Annotated in this window: 16 protein-coding genes; 11 read left to right on the top strand and 5 right to left on the bottom strand. The window is 37.4% G+C overall.

The window, feature by feature from the left end; all coding sequences use genetic code 11:
• The first annotated feature begins 73 nt into the window (after positions 1-73).
• Entirely contained in the window at positions 74-1507 is a 1434-nt protein-coding gene (locus ACSBFT_RS15730; RefSeq protein ID WP_489601357.1) for a glycoside hydrolase family 32 protein, read from the top strand.
• 70 nt (positions 1508-1577) lie between these two features.
• Here ACSBFT_RS15730 and ACSBFT_RS15725 read toward each other — a convergent pair whose 3' ends face one another.
• Both ACSBFT_RS15725 and ACSBFT_RS15720 read right to left on the bottom strand, forming a co-directional pair.
• Positions 1578-2381: a mechanosensitive ion channel family protein gene (locus ACSBFT_RS15725; RefSeq protein WP_489601355.1), complete on the bottom strand. Its 804-nt coding sequence runs from the start codon at positions 2379-2381 to the stop codon at positions 1578-1580.
• Positions 2382-2540: 159 nt separating this feature from the next.
• Positions 2541-3350: a mechanosensitive ion channel family protein gene (locus tag ACSBFT_RS15720; RefSeq protein ID WP_489601354.1), complete on the bottom strand. Its 810-nt coding sequence runs from the start codon at positions 3348-3350 to the stop codon at positions 2541-2543.
• Between the two features lie 371 nt (positions 3351-3721).
• Between ACSBFT_RS15720 and ACSBFT_RS15715 the strand changes: the two genes are divergently transcribed.
• The 6 genes from ACSBFT_RS15715 (at position 3722) to ACSBFT_RS15690 (ending at position 14686) form a co-directional block, all read left to right on the top strand.
• Positions 3722-9235: a GEVED domain-containing protein gene (locus ACSBFT_RS15715; protein WP_489601353.1), complete on the top strand. Its 5514-nt coding sequence runs from the start codon at positions 3722-3724 to the stop codon at positions 9233-9235.
• A 36-nt stretch (positions 9236-9271) separates the two neighbouring features.
• Positions 9272-9622: an avidin-fold protein gene (locus ACSBFT_RS15710; RefSeq protein WP_463049011.1), complete on the top strand. Its 351-nt coding sequence runs from the start codon at positions 9272-9274 to the stop codon at positions 9620-9622.
• On the top strand, positions 9619-10317 hold the full coding sequence (locus ACSBFT_RS15705) for a DNA alkylation repair protein (RefSeq protein WP_489601351.1): 699 nt from the start codon (positions 9619-9621) through the stop codon (positions 10315-10317). The genes ACSBFT_RS15710 and ACSBFT_RS15705 overlap by 4 nt, the downstream gene beginning before the upstream one ends.
• Before the next feature lie 44 nt (positions 10318-10361).
• Positions 10362-12911, top strand: coding sequence for a glycosyl hydrolase (locus ACSBFT_RS15700; protein WP_489601349.1), 2550 nt, complete (start codon positions 10362-10364; stop codon positions 12909-12911).
• A 37-nt stretch (positions 12912-12948) separates the two neighbouring features.
• Entirely contained in the window at positions 12949-13464 is a 516-nt protein-coding gene (locus tag ACSBFT_RS15695; RefSeq protein WP_489601347.1) for a cupin domain-containing protein, read from the top strand.
• 124 nt (positions 13465-13588) lie between these two features.
• On the top strand, positions 13589-14686 hold the full coding sequence (locus ACSBFT_RS15690) for a glycerate kinase (protein ID WP_489601346.1): 1098 nt from the start codon (positions 13589-13591) through the stop codon (positions 14684-14686).
• Here the strand turns inward: ACSBFT_RS15690 and ACSBFT_RS15685 are convergent.
• The gene (locus ACSBFT_RS15685; RefSeq protein WP_489601345.1) at positions 14681-15745 is read right to left on the bottom strand and encodes a phosphotransferase enzyme family protein; all 1065 of its coding nucleotides are present in this window, start codon (positions 15743-15745) and stop codon (positions 14681-14683) included. The two genes, ACSBFT_RS15690 and ACSBFT_RS15685, sit on opposite strands and share 6 nt — an antisense overlap.
• A 180-nt stretch (positions 15746-15925) precedes the next feature.
• Between ACSBFT_RS15685 and ACSBFT_RS15680 the strand changes: the two genes are divergently transcribed.
• On the top strand, positions 15926-16468 hold the full coding sequence (locus ACSBFT_RS15680; protein ID WP_463049004.1) for a hypothetical protein: 543 nt from the start codon (positions 15926-15928) through the stop codon (positions 16466-16468).
• A 79-nt stretch (positions 16469-16547) separates the two neighbouring features.
• Here ACSBFT_RS15680 and ACSBFT_RS15675 read toward each other — a convergent pair whose 3' ends face one another.
• Together ACSBFT_RS15675 and ACSBFT_RS15670 are read right to left on the bottom strand one after the other, a co-directional pair.
• Positions 16548-18008, bottom strand: coding sequence for an alpha-L-fucosidase (locus ACSBFT_RS15675; protein ID WP_489601343.1), 1461 nt, complete (start codon positions 18006-18008; stop codon positions 16548-16550).
• A 6-nt stretch (positions 18009-18014) separates the two neighbouring features.
• Positions 18015-19370, bottom strand: coding sequence for an FGGY family carbohydrate kinase (locus ACSBFT_RS15670; protein ID WP_489601342.1), 1356 nt, complete (start codon positions 19368-19370; stop codon positions 18015-18017).
• 211 nt (positions 19371-19581) lie between these two features.
• Between ACSBFT_RS15670 and purD the strand changes: the two genes are divergently transcribed.
• The 3 genes from purD to ACSBFT_RS15655 all read left to right on the top strand — a co-directional run bounded on the left by purD (position 19582) and on the right by ACSBFT_RS15655 (position 22914).
• The gene (gene purD / locus ACSBFT_RS15665) at positions 19582-20871 is read left to right on the top strand and encodes a phosphoribosylamine--glycine ligase (RefSeq protein ID WP_463049001.1); all 1290 of its coding nucleotides are present in this window, start codon (positions 19582-19584) and stop codon (positions 20869-20871) included.
• A 131-nt stretch (positions 20872-21002) separates the two neighbouring features.
• Positions 21003-22430, top strand: coding sequence for a PSP1 domain-containing protein (locus ACSBFT_RS15660; RefSeq protein WP_489601340.1), 1428 nt, complete (start codon positions 21003-21005; stop codon positions 22428-22430).
• Positions 22417-22914: a gliding motility lipoprotein GldH gene (locus ACSBFT_RS15655; RefSeq protein WP_489601339.1), complete on the top strand. Its 498-nt coding sequence runs from the start codon at positions 22417-22419 to the stop codon at positions 22912-22914. The genes ACSBFT_RS15660 and ACSBFT_RS15655 overlap by 14 nt, the downstream gene beginning before the upstream one ends.
• Positions 22915-22989: the final 75 nt, after the last annotated feature.

Here is a 22989-nt window from a genome sequence, read left to right as displayed (position 1 = left end):
GGATGATGAAGCAATTGAAGAAGTGATTTTGGTCTTATATCTAGTTTTGCCCAATATATAAATCTAACATTTTATGAAATCATTTTTAATTTTACTGTTGGCTAGTCTTTTTCTTGCCTGCCAATCCGAAAATCCATTGGAAAATACCTATAGACCTCTTCACCATTTTACACCACCTGAAAACTGGACAAATGACCCTAATGGAATGGTTTATTTAGATGGAGAATACCATTTTTTCTACCAGTATAATCCCTTTGGAGATAAATGGGGGCATATGAGTTGGGGTCATGCTGTTAGCAAAGATCTAAAAACATGGGAACACCTGCCCTTGGCTATTCCTGAGTTTGATAACGGAGATAGCACCACCACCATGATTTTCTCAGGTTCTGCTGTAATTGATTCTTCTAATACCTCGGGCTTTTTTGAAGATGGTTTTACTAAGGGTATGGTAGCTATTTTTACCTCTCATGTTGACAGCAGCCGTACCGGAATAGCACAGCATCAGAGTTTAGCTTACAGTGCCGACAAAGGAAGAACCTGGAAGCTTTATGATGAAAACCCTGTGCTGGATGTTGGGCTAAAAGATTTTAGAGACCCAAATGTCATTTGGAATGAGCAAAGAGGAGCTTGGTTAATGACCGTAGTAAAACCTCATGAATATATGGCTCAATTTTATGAATCTGCAGATTTGAAAAATTGGACATTACTTAGTGAGTTTGGCCAACAAGGCGACACTACAAAAATCTGGGAATGCCCTTCACTTTTTAAGGTACCTGTAGAGGGTTCGGATAAAGAAAAATGGGTCTTGTTAATTTCTTCTGGTCATAAAACGGAAGGTTTTGTGGGCATGCAGTATTTTGTGGGCGACTTTGATGGTGTCAAGTTTACGGTTCAGAAGCAAGACGACGTTTTTGCATTAGATGAGGGTAAAGATTTCTACGCAGCTATCCCATTTAATAATTTGCCAAAAAAACACGGTAAACCAGTGATTATGGGTTGGGGGAATAACTGGGCTTATGCCAATGATATTCCAACAGTCGGTTTTAGAGGTACTTTTTCTTTCCCTAGGGTTTTGTCTTTAACATATAATAATGACACTTATAGGCTTAAAAGTGAGCCAATTGTATCTGAAGAAATAAAGACATATGAGATAGATTCAGAGGTATTGAGTTTAGATGAGCCGAGTTTTCACCTGCATGTAAAAAGAGATGTGTCAGAGGAAGGTTTTGAGCTCAAAGTGGCAGCTTCAAAAGAAGAGTTTGTACTGTTTTCTTACGACTTAGAAAAGGGCGAATTAAGTTTTGATAGAAGAATGTCTGGTAAAACAGATTTTAATAAAGCCTTTCCAAGTATTGAAACGGTGAAGGTTTTACCTAAAAACGGTGAGATAGAGTTGGATATCTATTTTGATGTGGCTTTGGTGGAAGTGTTTATCAATGGCGGAGAAGAAGTGATAACAAATCAAATTTTCCCAAACAGCTATAAGGTGGAGGTTGCTTTGAAGTAAGCGTGCTCAAAAAAACAGCAAAGGCTTCATGCCTTTGCTGTTTGAATATTTTGCGTTTAATACTGAAATATCACTTCTGTAAATGCACCGTTCTTTGTGGAAATGGAATTTCAATATTCGCCGCATCAAATCCTTTCTTAAGCTGCTCATGCATGTAGAAATGCACTTCCCAGTAATGTTCGCTTTTTACCCATGGACGAACCGCAAAGTTCACGGAGCTATCGCCCAATTCACAGACAAAAATATCTACAGGTTTGCTTGTTAAAATTTTGGGGCATTTATCTGCCACTTGCTGAATAACCGCTCTAGCACGGTCTATATCATCAGCGTATCCTATCCCAAAGACCATATCTACCCTAATTTCTCCCAGCCCAGAAATGTTGGTGATAACATCACTTGTAACAACACCATTTGGGATGGTTATGGTTTTGTTATCCGGAGTTATTAAAATGGTATTAAAAATTTGGATGGCTTTTACAACGCCTATTTTTCCGCTCAGTTCTACCAAGTCGCCTACTTTATAAGGCTTGAAAGTAAGAAGCATGACCCCACTAGCGAAATGACCTAAACTGCCCTGAAGAGCCATTCCGATGGCAAAGGCCATGGCACCCAAAATAGCAATAAAAGAAGCAGTTTCTACACCAAACATGCTTGCTACAGTAAAAAGTAAAAGCACTTTTAAACCAATACTTACCAGCGACAGCAAAAATGGTTTAATTGTAACGTCAATATTTCTGGCATCAAGAGCCTTTTCTAACATATTATGGATTTTTTTAATTATCCAAAAACCAATGATTAGTGTTATAAGGGCTAAAAGTATCTTGGGGGTGTACTCAATAGCCATGCTAAGAATTTGGTCTGTGTATTTTTGCATTTTGGTATACAGGTTTAAATGAAATAATGTGTTTTAGACGACGATTTTTCTGGAAAGTCATTTTACCCAGGCCTTATTTAGCTAAAGCAATCTATAAACAAAAAAAGGGAAGTACCCATTTTAGGCACTTCCCTTGACACTCAAAAATGATGAACGACCTTAAGCGGTCTTCTCAATATGCACAGACCTTTGCGGAAACGGAATTTCAATTCCCTCTCTATCAAAAGCCTTTTTAATGTTTTCTTGCATGTAGAAGTTGATTTCCCAATAATGCTCATTTTTAACCCAAAATCTTACAGAGAAATTGACCGAGCTATCAGCCAATTCTGCCACAAAAATATCAATTGGCTTTTCTCTTAGGACATTTGGACAGCTATCTATCACTTGTTTAATAACATTTCTTGCTTTGTCTATATCGTCGCCATAACCAATCCCAAAAGTCAGCACTAACTTCTGTTCTTCTTGTCCAGTAATATTGATGATAACATCGCTGGTTACCACGCCATTGGGTATCACTACTTTCTTGTTATCGTGCGTCATGAGAATGGTATTAAAAATATGTATAGCCTCTACTTTACCTATTTTCCCACTAATTTCTACTACATCTCCTACTTGATAGGGTTTGAAAATTAGAAGCAAAATGCCACTAGCAAAGTGTCCTAGACTTCCTTGAAGTGCCATACCTACCGCAAAAGCTAAAGCACCTAGAACGGCAACGAAGGAGGCCGTTTCTACGCCGAATATACTTGCAGCACTAAAGATTAAAAGTATTTTTAAGCCTATGCTTACTATCGAAATTAAGAAAGGCTTTACGGTCTCGTCTACCTCTCTTTTGTCTAAGGTCTTTTTAAAGGCTACAGTGATTTTATTGATAATCCAAAAACCAATGATAAGTGTTACTATTGCCAATAGAACTTTGGGTAAAAATTCTATCGCCATGGTGACTATCTGGTCCATATACTTCTGCATAAATTGCGTTCTTTTGATTTTAATTTTATTTGTTGTTTGTCTTTTACTTACGGGAACTAACCGTCTTTGTATCGAAAAAGTGTCAAGAAAGGTGCTTTAAGGGCATTTTGGGGCTTAAAAATGGAGAATTGTATGATAGATTATAATAATAAGAAGTTTAGCCTAGTACTGGGTTTGTTCTATTTTTCCAATTTGTGCTTCCTATAATGAATCTCACTAAACTTAAAAAATGGAAAAACCCTTTGTTCATATATGACAGATTATAAGTTTTGGTCTTAATTCCCTTAAAATAGTTCCTCGTTTATGTGGCATATATGACTGGCAGTTTTATTTTGCATGCTAATAAATGCAAATAATATCCACTGAAGTAAATGAATTTTAAGGCTATTCTCTTTTTTTTTCTGACCCACGCTCTTTTTGCTCAAACAGATACCTTTCTAGACTGTAAAACGTTCGACAAAAATGATAGATATTACAATGAGGTAAGAGGTTTATTGAACCAAGGTTTACTAAACCAGAATAGGATAAAGACCAAAATAAGCGTTGCTGTTCATACTAAAATAATAAGAAAAAGTGACGGGAGTGGGGGGATAGGGGTAGGAGAACTTAATTCAGCACTTTCGGAATTGAATAATAAATTTGCTCCAATCGGAGTAAGCTTTTTTTTCCTTACGGATGATCCCGTGTATATCGACAGTGATGAACTTTACAATTTTGACACCGAACTTGAATCAGAGGTTGCACAGCAGTTTGATGTAACTAACGCAGTAAATCTATATTTGGTTAACAGTTTTTCCTCTTCCATAGGTGGCTTTTCTTATTTCCCAGATGATGATAAGAATACCAATAGAGTGTTTTCTTATTATCAGAATCTAAATGACATGATTTATAGGGTTTTGCCTCATGAATTTGGACATTATTTTGGGCTGTTTCATACTTTTCAGGGTAACAAAACAAATGATGAAGAATTTGTGACTAGAGGTATTGCGGCGAATTGTGAATATGGAGGAGATTTGCTTTGTGACACCCCAGCTGACCCATATGGGCGTCTCTTTATTATTGGCGGTTTAGACTGCAGTTTTCCATATGCTTTTTTTGATAAGAATGGAGTACAGTATACTCCCGCAACCAATAATATGATGTCGTATTACCGCGGATGTGGAAATGTTTTTACGGCAGGACAAATTGATATGATGTCTTATGGGATAGCTAGAAGACTAGCACCTTCTTCCAATAAATCTGTGAGTTATACTATTCTTGGCCAAAAGGAAACTAGAGGTGAGATTATTACAGGTTCCATTGTGGATGGCAATAATAGAGAGAAGGCAAGGGATATTTGCAGAGACGAAGAAGCTTTTGTGACTTTTGAAAGTAATTTGAATGAAGGGACAGGTTTTGAAGCTTGGTTAATTTCGGTAAACAACAAGGAACGAATTTTGATCGGCTCGGGAATTAGCTCGCCTATGAAAGTGAGTTTTAAAGATATACCTGAGATATATTTTCCATTTTATGTACAAGTCGTTACAAAAGATGAAAGTGTTTTTGGGAATACTTCAAAGCAGTCATACTTTTTAATGGATATTCCTAAAATTAAAATATCTGGTGATATAGAAATTTTCAAAGGAGAAGGAGCTTATTTTTTTATAGAAGTGTTTGGTGGTGCTGCAGATTTTGTAGTTTCAGACAGCACTGGTCTACAGTTTGAATATACGGTCTATAATCAGTTAGGTTTAAATAAGCAAAATGTTGACATCGAGGGAAGTAGAAATCTTTATGTTAAGTCGGTAAGTAATCAATGTGGCTTTGGCTCCGGAGAGGGGAAAGCGAAGATAACTTTGAAGGATATTCCGACTGCTACTTTTGTTGATGTAAGATGTGAATCAAATTATTGGTGTATAGATACTCGGAAAGAGTTTGAAATGTTTTCCTTGGGAGGATTGCCGGAAATCAATAAAATAACTGTAATTAATAAAGATGGTAACTTCTTACGTGAAATAAAAGATTATGAGAAAGAGCCAGATCGTTTATTTATGTCGGCATCTGAATCTTCTGATTTACCAGATGAGTTCTTTATTGAGTTTAGTTTTAATGGAGTTGTCAACCCTTTGCGAAGTGAAAAATTATATTTGGCAAAACCTTACAAGAAAAATATATCTAGAAAGCTTGAAATTTTCAGAGGACAAAGTGTGGAAATACCTCTAGAAGGTTTGGTTTCAAGGAGCAATATAGAGGTACGTTTAAGTGACAAGTCTAAGCAGTTACTTATTGGAGAAAACCCTAAACTGTCTTTTAAACCTGTTGACACAGGAATGGTTGCAATTGATGGAATAATTAATCTTGGTTGTCAAAATATTGATTTAAGAGGAGAGCTTGATTTCAAGATTAAAGAAATTCTAGATATTGGTGTGGTTCGTAGTGCTAATTCGTGCATTGGAGATGAAATTGCAACTAAAATAGATGTTCACGGAAGTTTTTTTTCTGAAAGACCGGATGTTATTCTTTATAATGAATTGGATATTGAAATTTCTAGAATTAAAGCATTTCTTGTGAATGATCAATTATCCTTTAAGGTAAGCGATGAGGTAAAGGAAACAGGTTTTTATTACTTTCGAGTGGTCTCCTTAGAGAACTTTATTAGTGAGAAAAGTAATAAATTTCAAATTATAGTTAGCCCGGAAATAGATATTTTGCCGGTTTATGGAAAAGCCGAACAAGGCAAAAGTCTATTAGACTATTCGAATGTTAGTACCCCTTTTAAAATGTATTTAAGTGATGGTACCATATATGAATGTGACCAAAACCATAAACTACCTGTAAAGGAACTTTCAGCCGGGAAATACCAGATAGTTGGTTTGGAGAACACATGTGGGAAAAGGGATGTTGATATAAAATTTACCATTGAGCCAAGTTTGAAGAATGATTTCTGCATACCAATTTCAGATGTCAAAGAAAAAGTTGGAACAATATCTTATTTAGAGATAAAGGCATCGGATGGTTCTGGAATTAAAACAAGACAAGTTGAAAGAAATTTCTTTACAAATTATGTCTATAGGAATGAAGAGGTTATCAATTTAGTCAAAGGGAATTGGTATGAGATTAACGTTAAAGACTACACCTTTGAACTTCCGACATACTTTGCGGGGGGAGAAGGTTCTTCTATAAAACTTTGGATTGATTTAAATAGTGATGGTCAATTTACGGAAGAGGAATCATGGTCTCCAAACTCTTATACAAATCTTATACGTTTTCAAATTCCTACGGAAACCTCAACAGGTTTTCACATCTTGAGAGTAAGGACATTAAGGAGAGAAACTGAAAATGTGGGACCATGTAGTAAAATTGACTTTGGAGAAACGAGGGATATGATCCTATGGATTGATGATCATCAGTCTCCTGCATTAACCATTCAGGCATCCAAAGAACTTCTATGTGCACAGGAGACGATTCAATTTTCTTTATCATCTAATTACCAAGTTCCAGAAAACGGAGTTCATGTCACACTTCAGGATGTACAAGGTGTTGTTTTAAAAGATTTGGGAAATCTGAATACTGGAAACCATACATTTAACTTTAGCTTGGATATACAGGAGTTTGAATTTGGACTTAAGCTGGTTGCTGAAGATCAGTCAAATAACATCGTTAACCATAGTCAAAAGTTGTTTGTTTTTACACCACCTAAACTCTCTATTTCAAAGAATGTTTATGGGGTGAAATCTAAGAGTGCCTCGGTATCTTTTAATATTGAAGGAGGTTTCCACGCAAAATTAGATTATTTGTATAACAATCAGACTTTTACAGTTGGACTTGATAACTATTTTAATGGTCCTCTAGCCTATTCTTTTGTATTAGACAATGTTACGGAGTCTTCTTTAGAGCCCTTGCGAGTATATGATAATGTATGTGGACAAGGTGAAGTTGCAGGTAAGGTAACTGTAAGGGAGGTAGAAGATCAAAACCTAGATATAACGCCTAGGACGACTTTACAATACGCTTTTATCAATACTTGCGATGGTACATTTAGTATTCAACCAGCGGTACAGAATGCAGGAGATTTTCCTTCAGAAAATTTTTTCACGTACGTCTTAATTGATGGAAAAGGTAAATTGATTAAAACATTAGGCAGTGTTAAGCAAAGCATGCTTAGTTTAAATTCAAATGACATTTTGCCTCCAGGCTGGTATTATTTGGAAGTTTTTGCTTCAAAACCATTCAGCCGTAGCTATGTTACTTCGTTCGAAGTTAAAAACACGAAAAAGCCAGATTTGAAAATTTTAAACAATTTTTTTGAGGACAGTTATGGTGTCTTACAGATATCCATGGAGAGACAGGGTAATATTTTTAAGTTTAATGAACTCGGTATTTCGAGTAGAATCAGTGCTCGAAATTTCAGAAAAAAACTTTCTCCAACTTCTACCTTTGTCGGAATGGAGTACAGTGATAGCTACTATAGTTGTCAAGAATCCCAAAGTGTTAACTATGAGTATAAGGCATCCTCAAGAAGTACAAGTAAATTAATTGCTCAAAAAAACATTAAAGCATGCAGTGAAAGCGGAGTAGGCTTTACTTTTTTAAATAGCAATGATTGGGAGCCGAATAACCAATTTGAAGTTCAAATGTTTACTTCCGATGGGAGTTTCATGTCATCGAAATTGGCGACTGCAAATGGAAGGGAACTGTTTAGCGAACCGTTTTTAGAAACGGGATTAGGGAAAAAATATAAATTGAGGCTGGTAAGTACCAATCCTTACAAGGAAAGTGACTTTACCAATGAATTTCAGTTTGGAGAAAAGCTCAATGCTTCTTTTACCGATAGAAACCCGCTTTTAGCTTACGCTGGAATTAGTTTCCCCTTGGAAGTCATGTTTGAGGGTAAAGGACCCTATACATTGATCTTAAACGATTCCATTAGATATGAAGGCTTAAATGATAGTATTAGTACCATTGATTTTATCCCAGATGATAGAACTAATAATATTAAGCTCAGCGAAGTATTAGGAAATTGTGGAACAGGTACTGCTAGTGGAATTAAACCCGTTGAGATAGTTGAGAAACCTTATGTAGAGTTGGCCAGTTTTAGCGACAGTTTGTATTGCTTGAATCGGAACTTAGAAGTCTCTTACAATTTAAAATCAGGTGTTTTTATAGATTCCGCTCAATTATTCTTAGAAGTTTTTGACAAAGTGAGTAATACTTTTATCAAAGTAAGAGATTTAGAAGGAGTTAATAATACCGTGCTAATAAGCCCAAGTGAAATACCTTTAAATGCTAATCTTAATACTTTAAGAGTATCATCAGTTGACCCAGAATTGTCTTTTAACGAATCCGATGTTTTTCTAGAAATGGAGCCATTCTTTGTTCCAATAAGAGATGAAATGAGTGTGGTTGGAGCACAATATTCTTTTAATCTTGGGATAGTGTCAACTTCCGATTTTAAAATTGAGTTTAATAATAATATCTATTTGACTGGAGAGGGTGGCGGTCTTTCTAGGCAGATGGTTCAAGCTATTGTTCCGCCAGATGGAATCTTTGAAGTAACACACTTTGAAAATGCTTGCGGTGAATATATACTTCCTTTGTCTTTTAAGGTTGATTTATTGTCTGAAAAGGAATTTGCAAACCAAGTCGTTATTTATGAAAACCCTATTAGAAGGTGGGATTCGCCAGTAACAGCATCATTACCCTTTTTTGGAGGTTTTGAAATAGAAGTTAAGGTGATGAACTCAAAAGGGCAATTGGTTAAAACCCTTCATCTTAAAGGAACCAATAATGATATCAATAGAAGAAATTTGTATCAAATAGATGTTAGTGATTTAAGCAGTGGGGGGTATTTTCTACTGTTTTATAAAGATGGCATATCATTTAGTAAAAAAATTGTAGTTATTTAGTCTGTATTAAAAATTCATCATAACTAGATTAATTTTATGAATAGGCTTAATTATAATGATAGACATTTTCGGCCAATCGAGAATTCGGAAAACGGAGAAACGTCAATAGATACTATCTTTCATTACAAACAAATGGGAGATATCATAACTTCTGAATACGAGGGCGGGAAGATCATAAAAGGTCATCTTTTAGCAAAAGTAAAATCTGACGGAAGCTTAGAAATGGCCTACCATCAAATCAATACAAAAGGTGAATTATTGACAGGGAATTGTCTTTCTACTCCTGAAATCTTACCTGATGGTCGTATTAGATTACACGAAAAGTGGCGATGGACATCTGGAGACTTTTCTAAGGGAGAGTCAACCCTTGAAGAAATTAAGGAATGACTTATCAAGAAGTCATAGAGGAATTGCATGCTCTATCGAATCCTGAAAAAGTACAATTCAAAAAGGAGAAGTTCGGCATAATTACAAGCGACGCTTTGGGCGTTTATCATGCAGACCTCAAAATATTAGCTAAAAGAATAGGTTCTGACAATGAATTGGCCCTAAAACTCTTTGACTCTGGAATTTTTGAAGGAAGGCTTTTGTGTAGCAAAATTTTTAATCCTAAAGACGTTACAGAAGCACTCATGGAAACTTGGTTAGTGACTTTTGAAAACTGGGAGATCTGTGACTCCTTTAGTATGGGTTTGTTTTCCAAATCGCCATTTGCGGTAAAGAAAATTAGAGAGTGGTCTACCAGAGAAGGTGAATTTGAAAAGAGAGCGGCGTTTGCTACGCTTTCATCTTACTGCATGGCAGATAAGAAATCAGGCAATGAGCTTTTCCTGTCTTTTTTACCAATTATAGAAAGTGAATCTACTGATGAAAGGCTGTATGTTAAAAAGGCTGTAAACTGGGCTTTAAGAAGCATTGGTAAACGAAACACAGATTTAAATAAAGAGGTAATTAGCTTGTCAAATACGTTGTTGAAAAAAGACAGTAAGGCCGCCAGATGGATTGCCAAAGATGCTTTGAGGGAATTAGAGAAAGAAGATGCTAATATTTTGGACTACCCCAGAGCCGTTTATAGAGTATAAGTCGGCATATCTCGTTAATTTGGCCTACAATACTCAATTTCCCTATGCGTAAAATTCTATTTTCTTTTCTTTTCTTAATTTCATTCCCTACACTTTTCGCCCAAGACGTGACTAAAAATACTGCTAAACCTTGGGCATACTGGTGGTGGCCGGGTTCGGCGGTTAATGAAGCAGATCTTGCCACTAACTTAAAAACTTACGCAGATGCGGGTTTTGGTGGCATGCATATTATTCCTATTTATGGTGTAAAAGGAGAGGAGGATAAATTTATTCCTTATATGTCTGAACGGTGGCTTGAGATTCTTGATTTTACGGTTAAAGAAGCTCAGAAAAATGGAATGCAAATTGATATGAGTTTGGGTACAGGCTGGCCTTTCGGTAGTTCAGAATTAACCAATATGGAGGCCGCTAAGAAGTTTAACCTGGAAAAGATCAATGGCAAATACGAATTGAAAGTGACGAATACCGGTCAACAGGTTAAAAGAGCAGCACCTGGAGGAGAAGGCTTAGTTTTAGACCACTTCAGCACTGAGGCAGCCGGAACTTATTTCTCTTTGTTTGGCAAAGCCTTCAAAAAGAAAAACTATGGGGTAAGGGCGTTTTATAATGATTCATACGAGGTGTATGGAGCCAACTGGACTGCTAATTTTCTTGAAAAGTTTAAGGCACTGAGAGGTTATGATATTGCCGAACATTATGATGTCTTAGCTTTAGATGCTGCCATAACAGAAAAGCAGCAACGTATCTGGGCAGATTATAATCAAACGCTTCACGACTTACTTTTAAGCACCTTTACTAAAAGTTACACAGACTTTGCACACAGCTTTGGGAAGTTTGCCAGAAACGAAGCTCACGGTTCTCCAGCCAATATTCTAGATTTATACGGTCTTTCAGATGTTCCGGAAACAGAGTTTTTTGGGAGTAAACAATATGACATACCGGGGTACAGACAGGACGAAGACTATGACCCTGGCCGTTTTGGAACGCCAACCGAGTATGTGATGAAAATGGCTTCTTCGCCAGCACATATTTTAGGGAAACCTTTGGTGTCCTCTGAAACCGCCACTTGGAATGCCAATCATTTCAAAGGAGCACTTTCTCAAATCAAACCACTGATAGACGAGTCTTTTGTGGCAGGCGTAAATCATGTTTTTTATCATGGTGTGCCATACTCGCCACCAAGTGCTGAATTTCCGGGATGGCTTTTTTATGCCAGTACTAACTTTAATCAAAACTCGCATTTCTTTAAAGAACTGCCGCTCTTAAATAGATACATAGAGGTTTGTCAAACAAGATTACAGCAAAGCACGCCAGATAATGATGTTTTGGTGCTTTTACCTTTTTCTGACTTATGGCATTCTGTGGGTAATAAATCAAAAATGCATTTGGTAGATGTTCATAACATTACCAATGGGGGTATCTTCTCCAAGGATTTGCTAAAGCTTTTGGATGACTTAAAAGCTGCTGGTATTTCGTATGACTTTATTTCAGACAGTCAGCTATATGATTTAGATGTAGTGGCCGAAAACCAATCTTATTTACGAATCAAGAATGGTCTAGTAAAATATAAGGCGGTGGTGATTCCCAAAACGGTACACATGAAGAAGGAAACGGCCAGTAGGCTGAAGTTTTTCCATGAGGCTAAAGTACCTGTAGTCTTTGAGTATATTTTGCCTTCTAAATCTTTTGGATTTCAGAATTTTGATAAAAGGGATGGCGAGTTGAAAGGTCTGCTTTCAGGAATGGGGGAGGTGGCATCCAAATCTCCTTTAGCCTCTCTTAATTCTTTCGATATTGACGGCGAAGAGCTTGGACAATTAGGTTTAGACTTTACACGAAAAATTAACCTCAAGGGACAAACGGAGTACTTTGTAAGTAATTTGTCTGCTAAAACTGTGGAACAAGAAGTTTGGTTAAATGTTGTTGCAGAAAGCTTTTTGCTTTTCTCTCCATTGACAGAAGTATCTGGCGTTTTAAAAGTAATTGACCATAAGCAAGGAAAATCTTCCATTCCATTTTATTTAGAGCCAGGGCAAAGTGTTTTCCTAGTGGCTGGCGGAGATTCAAAAGAAAATTGGGTTTGGCATAAAACAAATGAAGCATTGGAAGTCAAAGGAGAGTGGCAAATTGATTTCTTAGAAGGAAATCCTAGAAAACCTGCTTCTTATGTTACATCTGAATTAAGTTCTTGGACGAATGCTCCAGATATGGATGCTCAGTATTTTGATGGCTATGCCAAATATTCCATAGATTTTAGTTTGTCAAATATACCCGCAAATGCAGCTGTTTTGTCGTTAGGTGATGTGCGTGAAACAGCCAAAGTTATACTAAACGGTGTTGAATTGGGGACAGCATGGAGCTTGCCTTTTACAATCAATGTACCCAAGGGCGTTTTAAAAACAGAGAATCATTTGGAAATAGTGGTAAGGAATACTTCAGCGAATAGAATCCGACTTTTAGACAAAGAAGGTGTAGAATGGAAAAAGTTCTACGACATTAATTTTGTGGATATTACGTATACCCCGTTTGATGCCTCCACGTGGGCTCCTGTCTCTTCTGGTCTTTTAGGACCCGTAAAACTGTTTTTTGAATAATTTTTGACCTAATTTTAAACAAAAATATCACAACCAAATGAGTTTAGATTTTGATAAGAGTGCTGAAAGGCCAAGTGTTTTTGAAGGAGTTCAAAGCTTCTTAGATGAAAAAGGTTTTAGCGTAGTGGCTACGGACCATAATAGACCTTGGGGTGGGTTCTTCGTTTTGGAAGAGAGCCAAGCACCTGAGTTTATTCAGAACTTTTTCCCTCATCTTTCTTTGGAAGATTTTGCAGGCTTTGAGAAGTTGAGCCCTAAAATACTTGTAGTAGCTCCTGACCAGAGGCTTTCTTGGCAATATCACCATAGACGTGCCGAAATCTGGAAATTGATTGGAGGAGTAGCTGGCGTAATTATTTCTGATACCGACGAGCAAACAGAATTGCAAAATTTAGAGATTGGTCAGGTCATTAATCTGAAATGTGGTGAACGCCACAGGTTAGTTGGAACAGACGGTTATGGCATAGTAGCGGAAATTTGGCAGCACACCGACAAAGAAAACCCGTCGAATGAAGATGACATCGTTCGAGTTCAAGATGATTTTGGAAGATAAATAAAATAGCATACTAATCTTTTTAGAGGTTTCAGGAAGTTCATGTTTCTTGAAACCTCTTGTTATAAGAGCATACTTGATGAACCATTTCTAAGCTTTAATTGCTTTTAAAAAAAGATAAAAAATGAAAATTCTAATAGCCTCAGATTCTTTTAAAGGAAGCCTTTCTTCAAAACAAGTGGGAGAAGCCCTAGAAAAAGGAATATTATCTATAAAGCCAGAGGCGGAGGTAGAGATAGTGTCTATCGCTGATGGAGGAGAGGGCTCTTTGGATGCCATTAATGAAAGCATAAATGGAACAGAGGTTAAGCAGTTTGTGAAAGACCCTTTTTGGCGTACCATTACAGCTTCTTATTTGAGAAAGGGAGATACCGCTTATATAGAAATGGCAGCCAGCAGCGGTCTTAACTTAATAAAACAGACCCAAAGAAATCCTGAGTATACCACTTCTTACGGTACAGGGCAGCAAATTAAACATGCTGTAAAAAACGGAGCCAAGGAGGTCTATCTTTTTGTTGGTGGCACCGCCACCAATGACGGTGCTATAGGTATGGCTCAAACTTTAGGCTATAAGTTTTTAGATGAAAATGATGAGCCTGTTCTAACGGTAGGAGAGGGTTTGAGTCAAATCAAGAAGATTGTTCCACCAGAAGACAAGTTAGATTTTAAGCTGAAGATAGTTTGCGATGTGACAAATCGAATGTTTGGGCCAGATGGTGCTGCTTATGTTTTTGCTGCTCAAAAGGGAGCTGATGAAGATGGTATAAAAAGGTTAGATGATGGCTTAAGAAATCTAGCCGCAGTTATTAAAAGTGACCTTGGAAAAGATGTAAGTACAATAGTCGGAGGAGGAGCCGCTGGCGGAGTTCCTGCAGGAATGGTAGCGTTTTTCGATGCAGAAATACTTTCTGGGACGGATACCATTATGGATATCGTGGGCTTGAAAAAGAAGATAGCCAAAGCCGATTTAGTTATTACAGGCGAGGGTAAAATAGATAGTCAGACACTTTCTGGGAAATTGATTTCTGGCATAGCGAAAGCCAAGCCAAGTCAGTTGGTAGCTGTTTGTGGTATAAATGAACTTTCTGAAGAGGCGTATTCTGCTATAGGCGTTAAATCTGTTTATGCATTGGTGAGTGATACCGTTTCTAAAGAAGAAGCTTTGGAAAATACCGAAGCCTACCTCATTAAAATAGGAGGACAAATAGCCAAAGATTTATAAAAGTTTTTCAATCTCTCCTTCAAGGAGTTCTCTTTGGCTTTGTAAGCTTTCTAACAGAATAAGTTGATTCTTCGCTCTATTGAAATTATGAAGATCGTGTTTTACAGGATAGTAAGTATCGCCGACTAAGAAATCAGCCAGGAATCTTAAAGCTTGCATGAAAATTAAGAATTCTCCAGCATAGAAAAGATGCTTCTTTTCAGTCGAAGTAAGTACCTCTCTCATTTCGGAGATGTATCCACTTAGTAGGGCTTTATAAAAGTCTGGCCTCACCTTAACTTTTTCCCATGACGTGCTTTCCTCGTTTTCTAAGGAAGTATATGTACGAATCATATCACCCAAATCTGAGATACAGTAACCAGGCATGATGGTGTCTAAATCGCAAAGGGCAATGCTTTGATGCGTGTCTTTATCAAAAAGTATATTGTTAATCTTAGTGTCGTGATGCTGGATTCTAATCGGGAAATCAGGGTTATTTTTAAGGGCTAGAAAGGTCTGATTGAGTTCTTTCTGAGCCAGGCATTTGTTGATCCATTCTTGGGCAAAAGAAATTCGGTCTGAAAGACCATTTTTAAGAGCATCTTCAAACTGTTGAAACCTGAAATTTAAATCATGAAAGCGGGGGATTGTTTCCGAAAGACAAGCAGGATCTAAGCCATTTAGGTTTTTACTAAAAGAACCCACGGCTGCCGCCGCGGCCCTAGCCATCTCCGTATTTTCTGCCAAATCAATGGTATAGGAGTTAGTAACAAATGGACTTAGTCTCCAAAAATCGCCATTTATTTTGGCGTATGGATTTCCATTTTTGGTGCTGATATATCTTATGAAAATATAGTTCGGATAGGTTTCGGACAAGTAATCTGCACAGGATTTTATATTGCTAGCTATGAACTCTGGTGATTTAAATATCGCGGTATTGATTTTTTGTAAGACAAAGGATTCTGAAATTGTTACCAGAAAGGTTAGGTGTACCAGACCACTTCCTAAGGGCTTTATAGATGCTTGTTGGTCATTTAAGTGGAATTGACTTAGTATTTTCTTTAAATCCTCGCTGGTCATTAATGGTATAATTGAAAGATGTATTGGTACAATGCAAAGGAAATAATTTAACTATTACTTGCTTCTCAAATGGCAATTTCGTAATTTTTAAATGATATAAGTTTAATAGTCTTCTTGAATTTTCAGCATTCACATAGCTACCGTCATTTTTTTTCATTGACAATTTAAACTTTTACTATTATGAGAACTTATATAACCCTTCTAGCGATTTCAGCTGGTGGTCTATTCTTGTGCCAATCTTGTAACTTATCTAGTCAGACTAAAGTACAAGACGAAGAAAAAGAAACGGCTAAAATTATTAAGGTAATTGAAGAGGAAACGGACTGTTTTTTCAAAAGAGATTACGATTGTTGGCAAGATAAATTTACACATACAGATTACTCTTATCAGGCATGGAGTAATTCTGACGGAACCTTTGATGCCTCTGTGGGATGGGAAGCCATCGAAAAAAACCTCGGTAAATACATTAAAGAAAATCCATCTGACCCAGAGGAGCCAGGCTCTAGTCACCCAATGGTAAAGCGGGAAAACATGAAAGTGAAATTTTACGGAAATTATGCGGCCCATTTAACTTGGGACCAATATAATAGTGACCGAAGCCAAGAATACTTTTTACATTCTAAAGAAGTAAGATTGATGGAGAAGGTTGATGGAGAATGGAAGATCGTAAATGTTTCAGCTTTCTGGAATTACAAAAATCGTATTCCTATTGCTGATGTTTAAGATGAGGGATATGTTATGGTCTATCTCGGTTTGAATTCACTTCATGTGCCTCAGCCATAAGGATAGACCATAACTTATTTTATTGAGCTTTAAATATTCCAATGTCACTAATACATAGAGCCACGGGTGCACTAAAGGTCAGTTTCACCTTCTCGGTGCTGATTTCTTCTGCTAACTTAATAAGTCTATTGGCTCCAATACTGTTTACTTCCGCCACTTTTTCCCAAGCACCGTTTTTGAGAACCTCTACTAAAACTTTTTCAACTCGCTGACCCAATTTTATGTTCTCCCTTACTCTTATCATGTCAAAAGTTTCCACTTTTGGAAGGGATATTTCTAAGGATGCAGTGGTGGTTTCGTCATCAGTAGCCCAATAAGTATATCTATCGTTATCCACGAGGTATTCCTCGTTATATGCAGACCCTCTCACATTACTGGCTTTAATTGTAGCTCCTGAGATATAGTTAGTTTTGAATGTTTTTTCCAGCTTCTCTCCAAACTCTTTTAAAATCGTGACATCATTGTTGCAAAGAACACCTTCTGGGGTAGGAGAAAGTCCTAAATCCAGTGCAGCACCTCTACCTACACTTTTTAAGTATAGATCAAAAAGCATGTTGGCATCTTTTTCTTTACCATCTTCTTCAGGATGGTAAAACCATCCTGGTCTTAATGGAACGTCGCATTCGGCTGGCATCCAGTATTTCCCTCCACGCGTACCTGTACTACTTACTAGGGTGTTCACATTTCCTGGAACCGCTACATTGCCAGTACTGGCATCTGGTGTAAACGTTGCCCAATGTGTTTCTGCGGCGTAGCCATGTTCACCTCCTACCCATCTAACGTCTAACCCAATATCACTAAAAATGTTAGCCATAGGCTGAAGTTTCCTTGTGATTTCTCCCCAAGTATTATCCCAGTCGTAATAAGTGGTATTGTCTATTTTTCTGGGTTCATTGGCTCCGCCATAATATCCATCTCCTCCATTCGCTCCATCGTGCCAGCTCATAAAAAGATTGCCATAATTACTATATAACTCTTTGAGCTGAGCTCTGTAAATTTCTAAATATTTAGGAGTGCCATAAAATTCATTGTTTCTATCCCATGGAGAGCAGTAAACGCCAAACTTTAATCCTGCTTTTTCTGTCGCTTTTTGGAATTCTTTAACCATATCGCCCTCACCATTTTTCCATGGACTCTTGCTGATGTTATAATCGGTGGTTTTAGTTGGCCACAGTGCAAAACCATCGTGGTGCTTAGCTACAAAAATTAAACCTTTTAATCCTCCAGCTTTTGCGGCATTGGTAATTTGATTCGCGTCAAACTGCAATGGATTAAAAATGGCTGGGTCGGCATCTCCAAAACCCCATTCTTTGTTTTCAAAAGTGGTAGGCGTGAAATGAATTAAGGCGTAGGTCTCCATTTCGTGCCATGCGAGTTGCCTTTCAGATGGCAAAACGCCATAAGCCTCAGGAGGATTGACGTCTTTTTGGCAAGCACTCAAAACGCTTATTAGTATTAAAAATAAAATCGTTTTCTTCATTTAATATTATTCTACTAGTTCTATTTGTAAAAGTTCTTGATTTGGTTTTTGAGCACCCCAGGCCGAGCCAATAACTAGAGCGGCACCCATGGCAGCGGTATCTTCAAAACCGACTTTGTAAACTCTTTTATCATGAAACGCTTCCGATAAAAGTTCCATGAAAATGTCGTTTTTGGCTAGTCCACCTTCCACAAAAATATTTTGGATAATTGGTCTGTGTTCAATGGTAAGCTTAATGGAAGCCACTTGCTGTGCTACTAAGTCCATCACAAATTGATGGTATGCCTCTTCAATAGTTTTAAAGCTATTGAGGTTTCTCTCCATAAAAGGGCAATCTAGTTTTGTTCCTAAATCTGTATTATCCGGGACTACTTGTCCAATGTTTTTTCTTAAATGTCTAATGATTTTTTCGTCATAATGGATGTTAAGGCAGTGGTCTGGTTCAAGTCCAAAATGAGCTGATAAATGGGCTATTTGACGACTATGTTCATTTCCACTAAATAGCCTAGCCAGTTTAATTCTTTCACCTTTTTCGTTTATAACATTAAAGCAATTACTATTTATATCATTAGATGATGCCTTAGAATGATTAAACGGATTAATGCAGACCGTCCATGAACCTGTACTTAAAAGTACAAACCGTTCTTTTGAACAAGCTAAGAATGGGAGTGTTTCCGCCACCTTATAGTACATTCCTGTGCCTATCGCTAGATCTCCTTTTTGTGTGAATTCAGAAGGTTTCACGACTGGAAGCATAAGAGATTTAAGTCCTTCTTTTTCAATCCAGCCCAAATATGCTTTTTTTGCAAAATTCCAAGCAGAGGAATGACTTCCAATAATAGTGCAGTCGTGAAAAAATTTACCACTAAATTGACTTTGAAGGTATTGTGCGATTGAAACACTTTTATCAATTTTGGCAAAAACTTCGGGGTTATTTTTTTTTAAATCTAAGAGTTGGAGTGCTGCAGTATCAAAATTGAATTCTGTTATTTGAGTATCTTCGATGCTCAGCTTATGTTTGTCAAAAGTTTCCTTAATGAAAGCTCTGGTTTGATAGCTCAAGGTGCTGTCCGTTTTCCATGACGATACAACAGGCACGTTATCTTTATCAAGGTGTACAATTCCTCCAACATACGAAGTGAAATTGATAGCGGCAATCTTATAAAGTTTTGAATTTTTATGGATTTTGAAGTTGCTATCTACCCATGCTTTCAGGTTTGATAGGTTTTCCAACATCTTATCTTCCGCATTGATAGAGCTTTTTGGTGTGCTGGAATGAAAAAGAATATTGAGTTGTTGATCAAAAACTGTCACATTTAGATTATGACGCAAAACATCGAAGATGAGACAGGCTTTTTGCATAATAATTTTTTCTTTCAAATTAACACAGTTCCAGTTATGAATCAAAGCCGTATATAGGAAGAAAGGTCATTTTTTGGTATATACTTAAAAAAGTTTTATTGAGGATTGGTCAATTGCAATTCCATTTATATACGCGTGTAGTTAATTTAATTTCATCATGCCCTAAAACTTCACGACATTTGTGGACTTCAAAAGAAAGCGTAATAATTATATGAATATTTTAGTTTTAGGCTCAGGCGGTAGAGAGCATACTTTTGCATGGAAACTAGCTCAATCAAATAGATGTGATAAATTATATGTTGCACCAGGAAATGCGGGCACTTCAGAGATTGCGGAAAACGTTAATATTTCAATTTTGGACTTTGAAGTTGTTGGTAAATTTGTGCTAGAAAACGAAATAGGAATGGTAATAGTGGGGCCAGAAGCTCCATTAGTCGCTGGTATTGTAGATTATTTCAAAGCAGATAGCAAACTAAAAAAGATAAGAATTATAGGGCCTAGTGCTAAGGGTGCTATGCTAGAGGGCAGTAAAGATTTTTCAAAAGATTTTATGAAGCGTCATGGTGTTCCTACCGCGGCCTCAAAAACTTTTACAAAAGAGAATTTAAAAGAGGGATTGGCATTTCTTGATGCGGAAGCAGGACCTTATGTGTTAAAAGCAGACGGATTGGCAGCAGGAAAGGGTGTAATTATTACAGAAGATAGAGAAGATGCCAAGAAGACCTTACATGAAATGCTGGTGGATGCTAAGTTTGGTGATGCAAGTTCCAAAGTGGTCATCGAGCAGTTTTTGAAAGGTATAGAACTTTCGGTTTTTGTATTGACAGATGGTAAGAACTATTTGATTCTTCCCGAAGCTAAGGATTATAAAAGAATAGGAGAGGGAGATACAGGGCTTAACACAGGAGGTATGGGTGCGGTTTCTCCAGTACCTTTTGCCGACGAGGCTTTTATGAAGAAAGTGGAAGAGAAGGTGGTAAAACCGACTTTGGCGGGTCTTCAGAAAGATGAGATAGATTATGTAGGTTTTATTTTCATCGGTTTAATGAATGATGGTGGAGAACCACAGGTGATAGAATATAACGTGAGAATGGGTGACCCAGAAACGCAAGTGGTTTTTCCAAGAATTCAAACCGATGTGGTTAGAATCTTTAGAGCTGCGGCTGAAGGAAAACTGGATAAGATTAAACTCAAGATAACACCTAAAACTGCGGTAACTTCTGTAGTGGTGGCAGGCGGATATCCTGAAGACTACAAGAAAGGTCATAAGATGGAAATTCCAGAAGGAACTGCGGATACACTGGTTTTTCATGCTGGTACGATAAATGAAGGAGATGAGATACAAACCAATGGCGGAAGAGTAATGGCTTTGACAGGAATGGCCAAAACGATGGCAGCGGCGGTGAAGAAATCTCAAAGTATGGCTAGAAAGGTGAAATACACCGGTAAGTACTATAGGAAAGATATTGGACAGGATTTACTGTCTTTGAATAATAATTAGATTATTTTTGATAAAACTTGGATCTCATTGTGAGATCTTTATAGTTTGAATACACTCTGCAGGAGACGGAAGATGTGAGGTTTGGCAGAGTTTTTAGTTAACGGGCTTAAAGCCTTTGAATATATATATTTATGGGATGTGGACAATGCTCTTCCGGAGGGTGTGGTAGCGTAAAAGCTATTGTAACCACCGAGAAGACTAATCATAAAACTGCGGGATGCAGTAGTGGAGGGTGCAGCTCAGGGGGCTGTACTAAATTAAATACCTTCGATTGGCTTTCAGATATGGCCCTACCTTCATCTATGAGGTATAATGTGGTCGAAGTAAAGTTTAAAGGAGGAAGAAAAGGCTATTTTAGAAACACTAAAAATATAGATTTATATACTGGTGATTTTGTGGCCTGTCAAATGCCCACTGGATATCATCTAGGAACCGTTTCTTTACAAGGAGAGCTGGTAAGACTGCAGTTAATTAAGAAAGGGATTTCTGATAATGAAGAAATAACCAAGATCTTAAGGAAGGCCTCCGAGCAAGATATCGAAAAACATCAGCAAGCTATTAATAGAGACATGCCTGCCCTTTACAGAGTGAGAGAGCTGGTTTCTGACTTTAAGCTTAAAATGAAACTTTCTGATGTTGAATTTCAATCAGATAACTCAAAAGCCACTTTTTACTACTCTGCAGACGATAGAGTAGATTTTCGTGATTTAATAAAGAACCTGGCTTCAGAGTTTCGGGTGCGGGTAGACATGCGTCAAATTAGCATGAGACAAGAAGCCTCTAGGATAGGTGGGATTGGCTCTTGTGGGCGTGAACTTTGCTGCTCCACTTGGCTTACAGATTTTAAGTCGATCTCAACTTCGGCGGCTAGATATCAAAATTTATCACTTAATCCTGCTAAACTTTCAGGGCAGTGTGGTAGGTTAAAATGCTGCTTAAACTATGAGTTAGAAACTTATGTGGATGCTCTTCAAGATATTCCTAAAGTTACCAAACAGCTGTTTACAGAAAAAGGAGAAGCTTTTCTTCAGAAGACAGATATTTTCAGAAGGTTAATGTGGTTTGGCTATAAAAATGATAGCAATTGGTATCCTATTGCGACTACGAGGGTAGTGGAAATTATGGATATGAATAAGAATGGCAAAAAGCCTGTTAGCTTAGAAGATCTAAACCTTCTAGAGGACGTAGTAAGTAAAAAGGAGCCTATAAATAATGAATTGGATAGGCTTGATAAAAAGCTAGCGAATAAAACTATCGATAACAAACCTAGGAAAAAAGGTAATAGAAAAGCTGGACCTCCTAAGCAGCAGAGAAATGCTAAGCCTAATGAGCCACAGGCACCTGCTCAGCCAAATGCAAATGTTCAAGGACAACAGCCCAAAGCTAAGGGTCCTAGAAAGCCGCCTGCTAAAAGAGCAGCACCAGTAAAAAAAGCGAATGCCCCCGCAAACAGCCCAACTACAAATTCAGCAGCCGAAGGTGGAGCAGGAGCACCAAGGAAAAAGAATAACAGAAGAAACAATAGAAAACGTCCTAATAGCAATAATGATAAGAGCTAAGATAGGTTTGGGTTTTATAGCCGTACTTTTTCTTTATGGCTGTGGTACAGGTTCAGTTCATAAGGATTTGGTAGATTTTGATGACTACCAATGGGCTGTAAACGACACTAAAACTTTTGAATTTGAGATAAAGGATTTTACTAAGGAGTATCATATTAATTACCTTCTTAGAAATGCCATTCAATATCCGTTTTATAATATTTACCTGAAGAGCTCTTTGAAAGATTCTTCTGGTGCCGTTATGATGTCTGGAATGGAGGAGTTGATTCTTTTTGACGAGAAGTCGGGGAAACCATTAGGAGATGGTCTAGGAGATCTGTTTGACCATAGGATTGCCGCGGCACAATACAAAAAAATCACTTTTCCGTATGTAGGAAAGTACAGTTTTGAAATTCAACAAAACATGAGACCCGATCCTTTGGTTGGCATTCTTTCTATAGGCTTTGAAATTAACCTACCAGAGAAAGTGGCTGAAGCTAAATAATACCATTAGCAATAAGATTTCAAAGGTCTGCTTAAGTGCCATCTCGGTATTTTAGCAGACCTTTTTTGTGGATTT

The organism is Arcticibacterium sp. SM2516 (assembly GCF_057914865.1).
The sequence above is the reverse complement of the archived record's forward strand: the minus strand, read 5'-3'. Positions and strand labels throughout refer to the sequence as shown.

Bases quoted from the DNA above. Each gene is read 5' to 3' on its own strand.
- ACSBFT_RS15730 (WP_489601357.1), top strand. From the start codon at position 74: ATGAAATCATTTTTAATTTTACTGTTGGCTAGTCTTTTTCTTGCCTGC.
- ACSBFT_RS15725 (WP_489601355.1), bottom strand. From the start codon at position 2,381: ATGCAAAAATACACAGACCAAATTCTTAGCATGGCTATTGAGTACACC.
- ACSBFT_RS15720 (WP_489601354.1), bottom strand. From the start codon at position 3,350: ATGCAGAAGTATATGGACCAGATAGTCACCATGGCGATAGAATTTTTA.
- ACSBFT_RS15715 (WP_489601353.1), top strand. From the start codon at position 3,722: ATGAATTTTAAGGCTATTCTCTTTTTTTTTCTGACCCACGCTCTTTTT.
- ACSBFT_RS15710 (WP_463049011.1), top strand. From the start codon at position 9,272: ATGAATAGGCTTAATTATAATGATAGACATTTTCGGCCAATCGAGAAT.
- ACSBFT_RS15705 (WP_489601351.1), top strand. From the start codon at position 9,619: ATGACTTATCAAGAAGTCATAGAGGAATTGCATGCTCTATCGAATCCT.
- ACSBFT_RS15700 (WP_489601349.1), top strand. From the start codon at position 10,362: ATGCGTAAAATTCTATTTTCTTTTCTTTTCTTAATTTCATTCCCTACA.
- ACSBFT_RS15695 (WP_489601347.1), top strand. From the start codon at position 12,949: ATGAGTTTAGATTTTGATAAGAGTGCTGAAAGGCCAAGTGTTTTTGAA.
- ACSBFT_RS15690 (WP_489601346.1), top strand. From the start codon at position 13,589: ATGAAAATTCTAATAGCCTCAGATTCTTTTAAAGGAAGCCTTTCTTCA.
- ACSBFT_RS15685 (WP_489601345.1), bottom strand. From the start codon at position 15,745: ATGACCAGCGAGGATTTAAAGAAAATACTAAGTCAATTCCACTTAAAT.
- ACSBFT_RS15680 (WP_463049004.1), top strand. From the start codon at position 15,926: ATGAGAACTTATATAACCCTTCTAGCGATTTCAGCTGGTGGTCTATTC.
- ACSBFT_RS15675 (WP_489601343.1), bottom strand. From the start codon at position 18,008: ATGAAGAAAACGATTTTATTTTTAATACTAATAAGCGTTTTGAGTGCT.
- ACSBFT_RS15670 (WP_489601342.1), bottom strand. From the start codon at position 19,370: ATGCAAAAAGCCTGTCTCATCTTCGATGTTTTGCGTCATAATCTAAAT.
- purD (WP_463049001.1), top strand. From the start codon at position 19,582: ATGAATATTTTAGTTTTAGGCTCAGGCGGTAGAGAGCATACTTTTGCA.
- ACSBFT_RS15660 (WP_489601340.1), top strand. From the start codon at position 21,003: ATGGGATGTGGACAATGCTCTTCCGGAGGGTGTGGTAGCGTAAAAGCT.
- ACSBFT_RS15655 (WP_489601339.1), top strand. From the start codon at position 22,417: ATGATAAGAGCTAAGATAGGTTTGGGTTTTATAGCCGTACTTTTTCTT.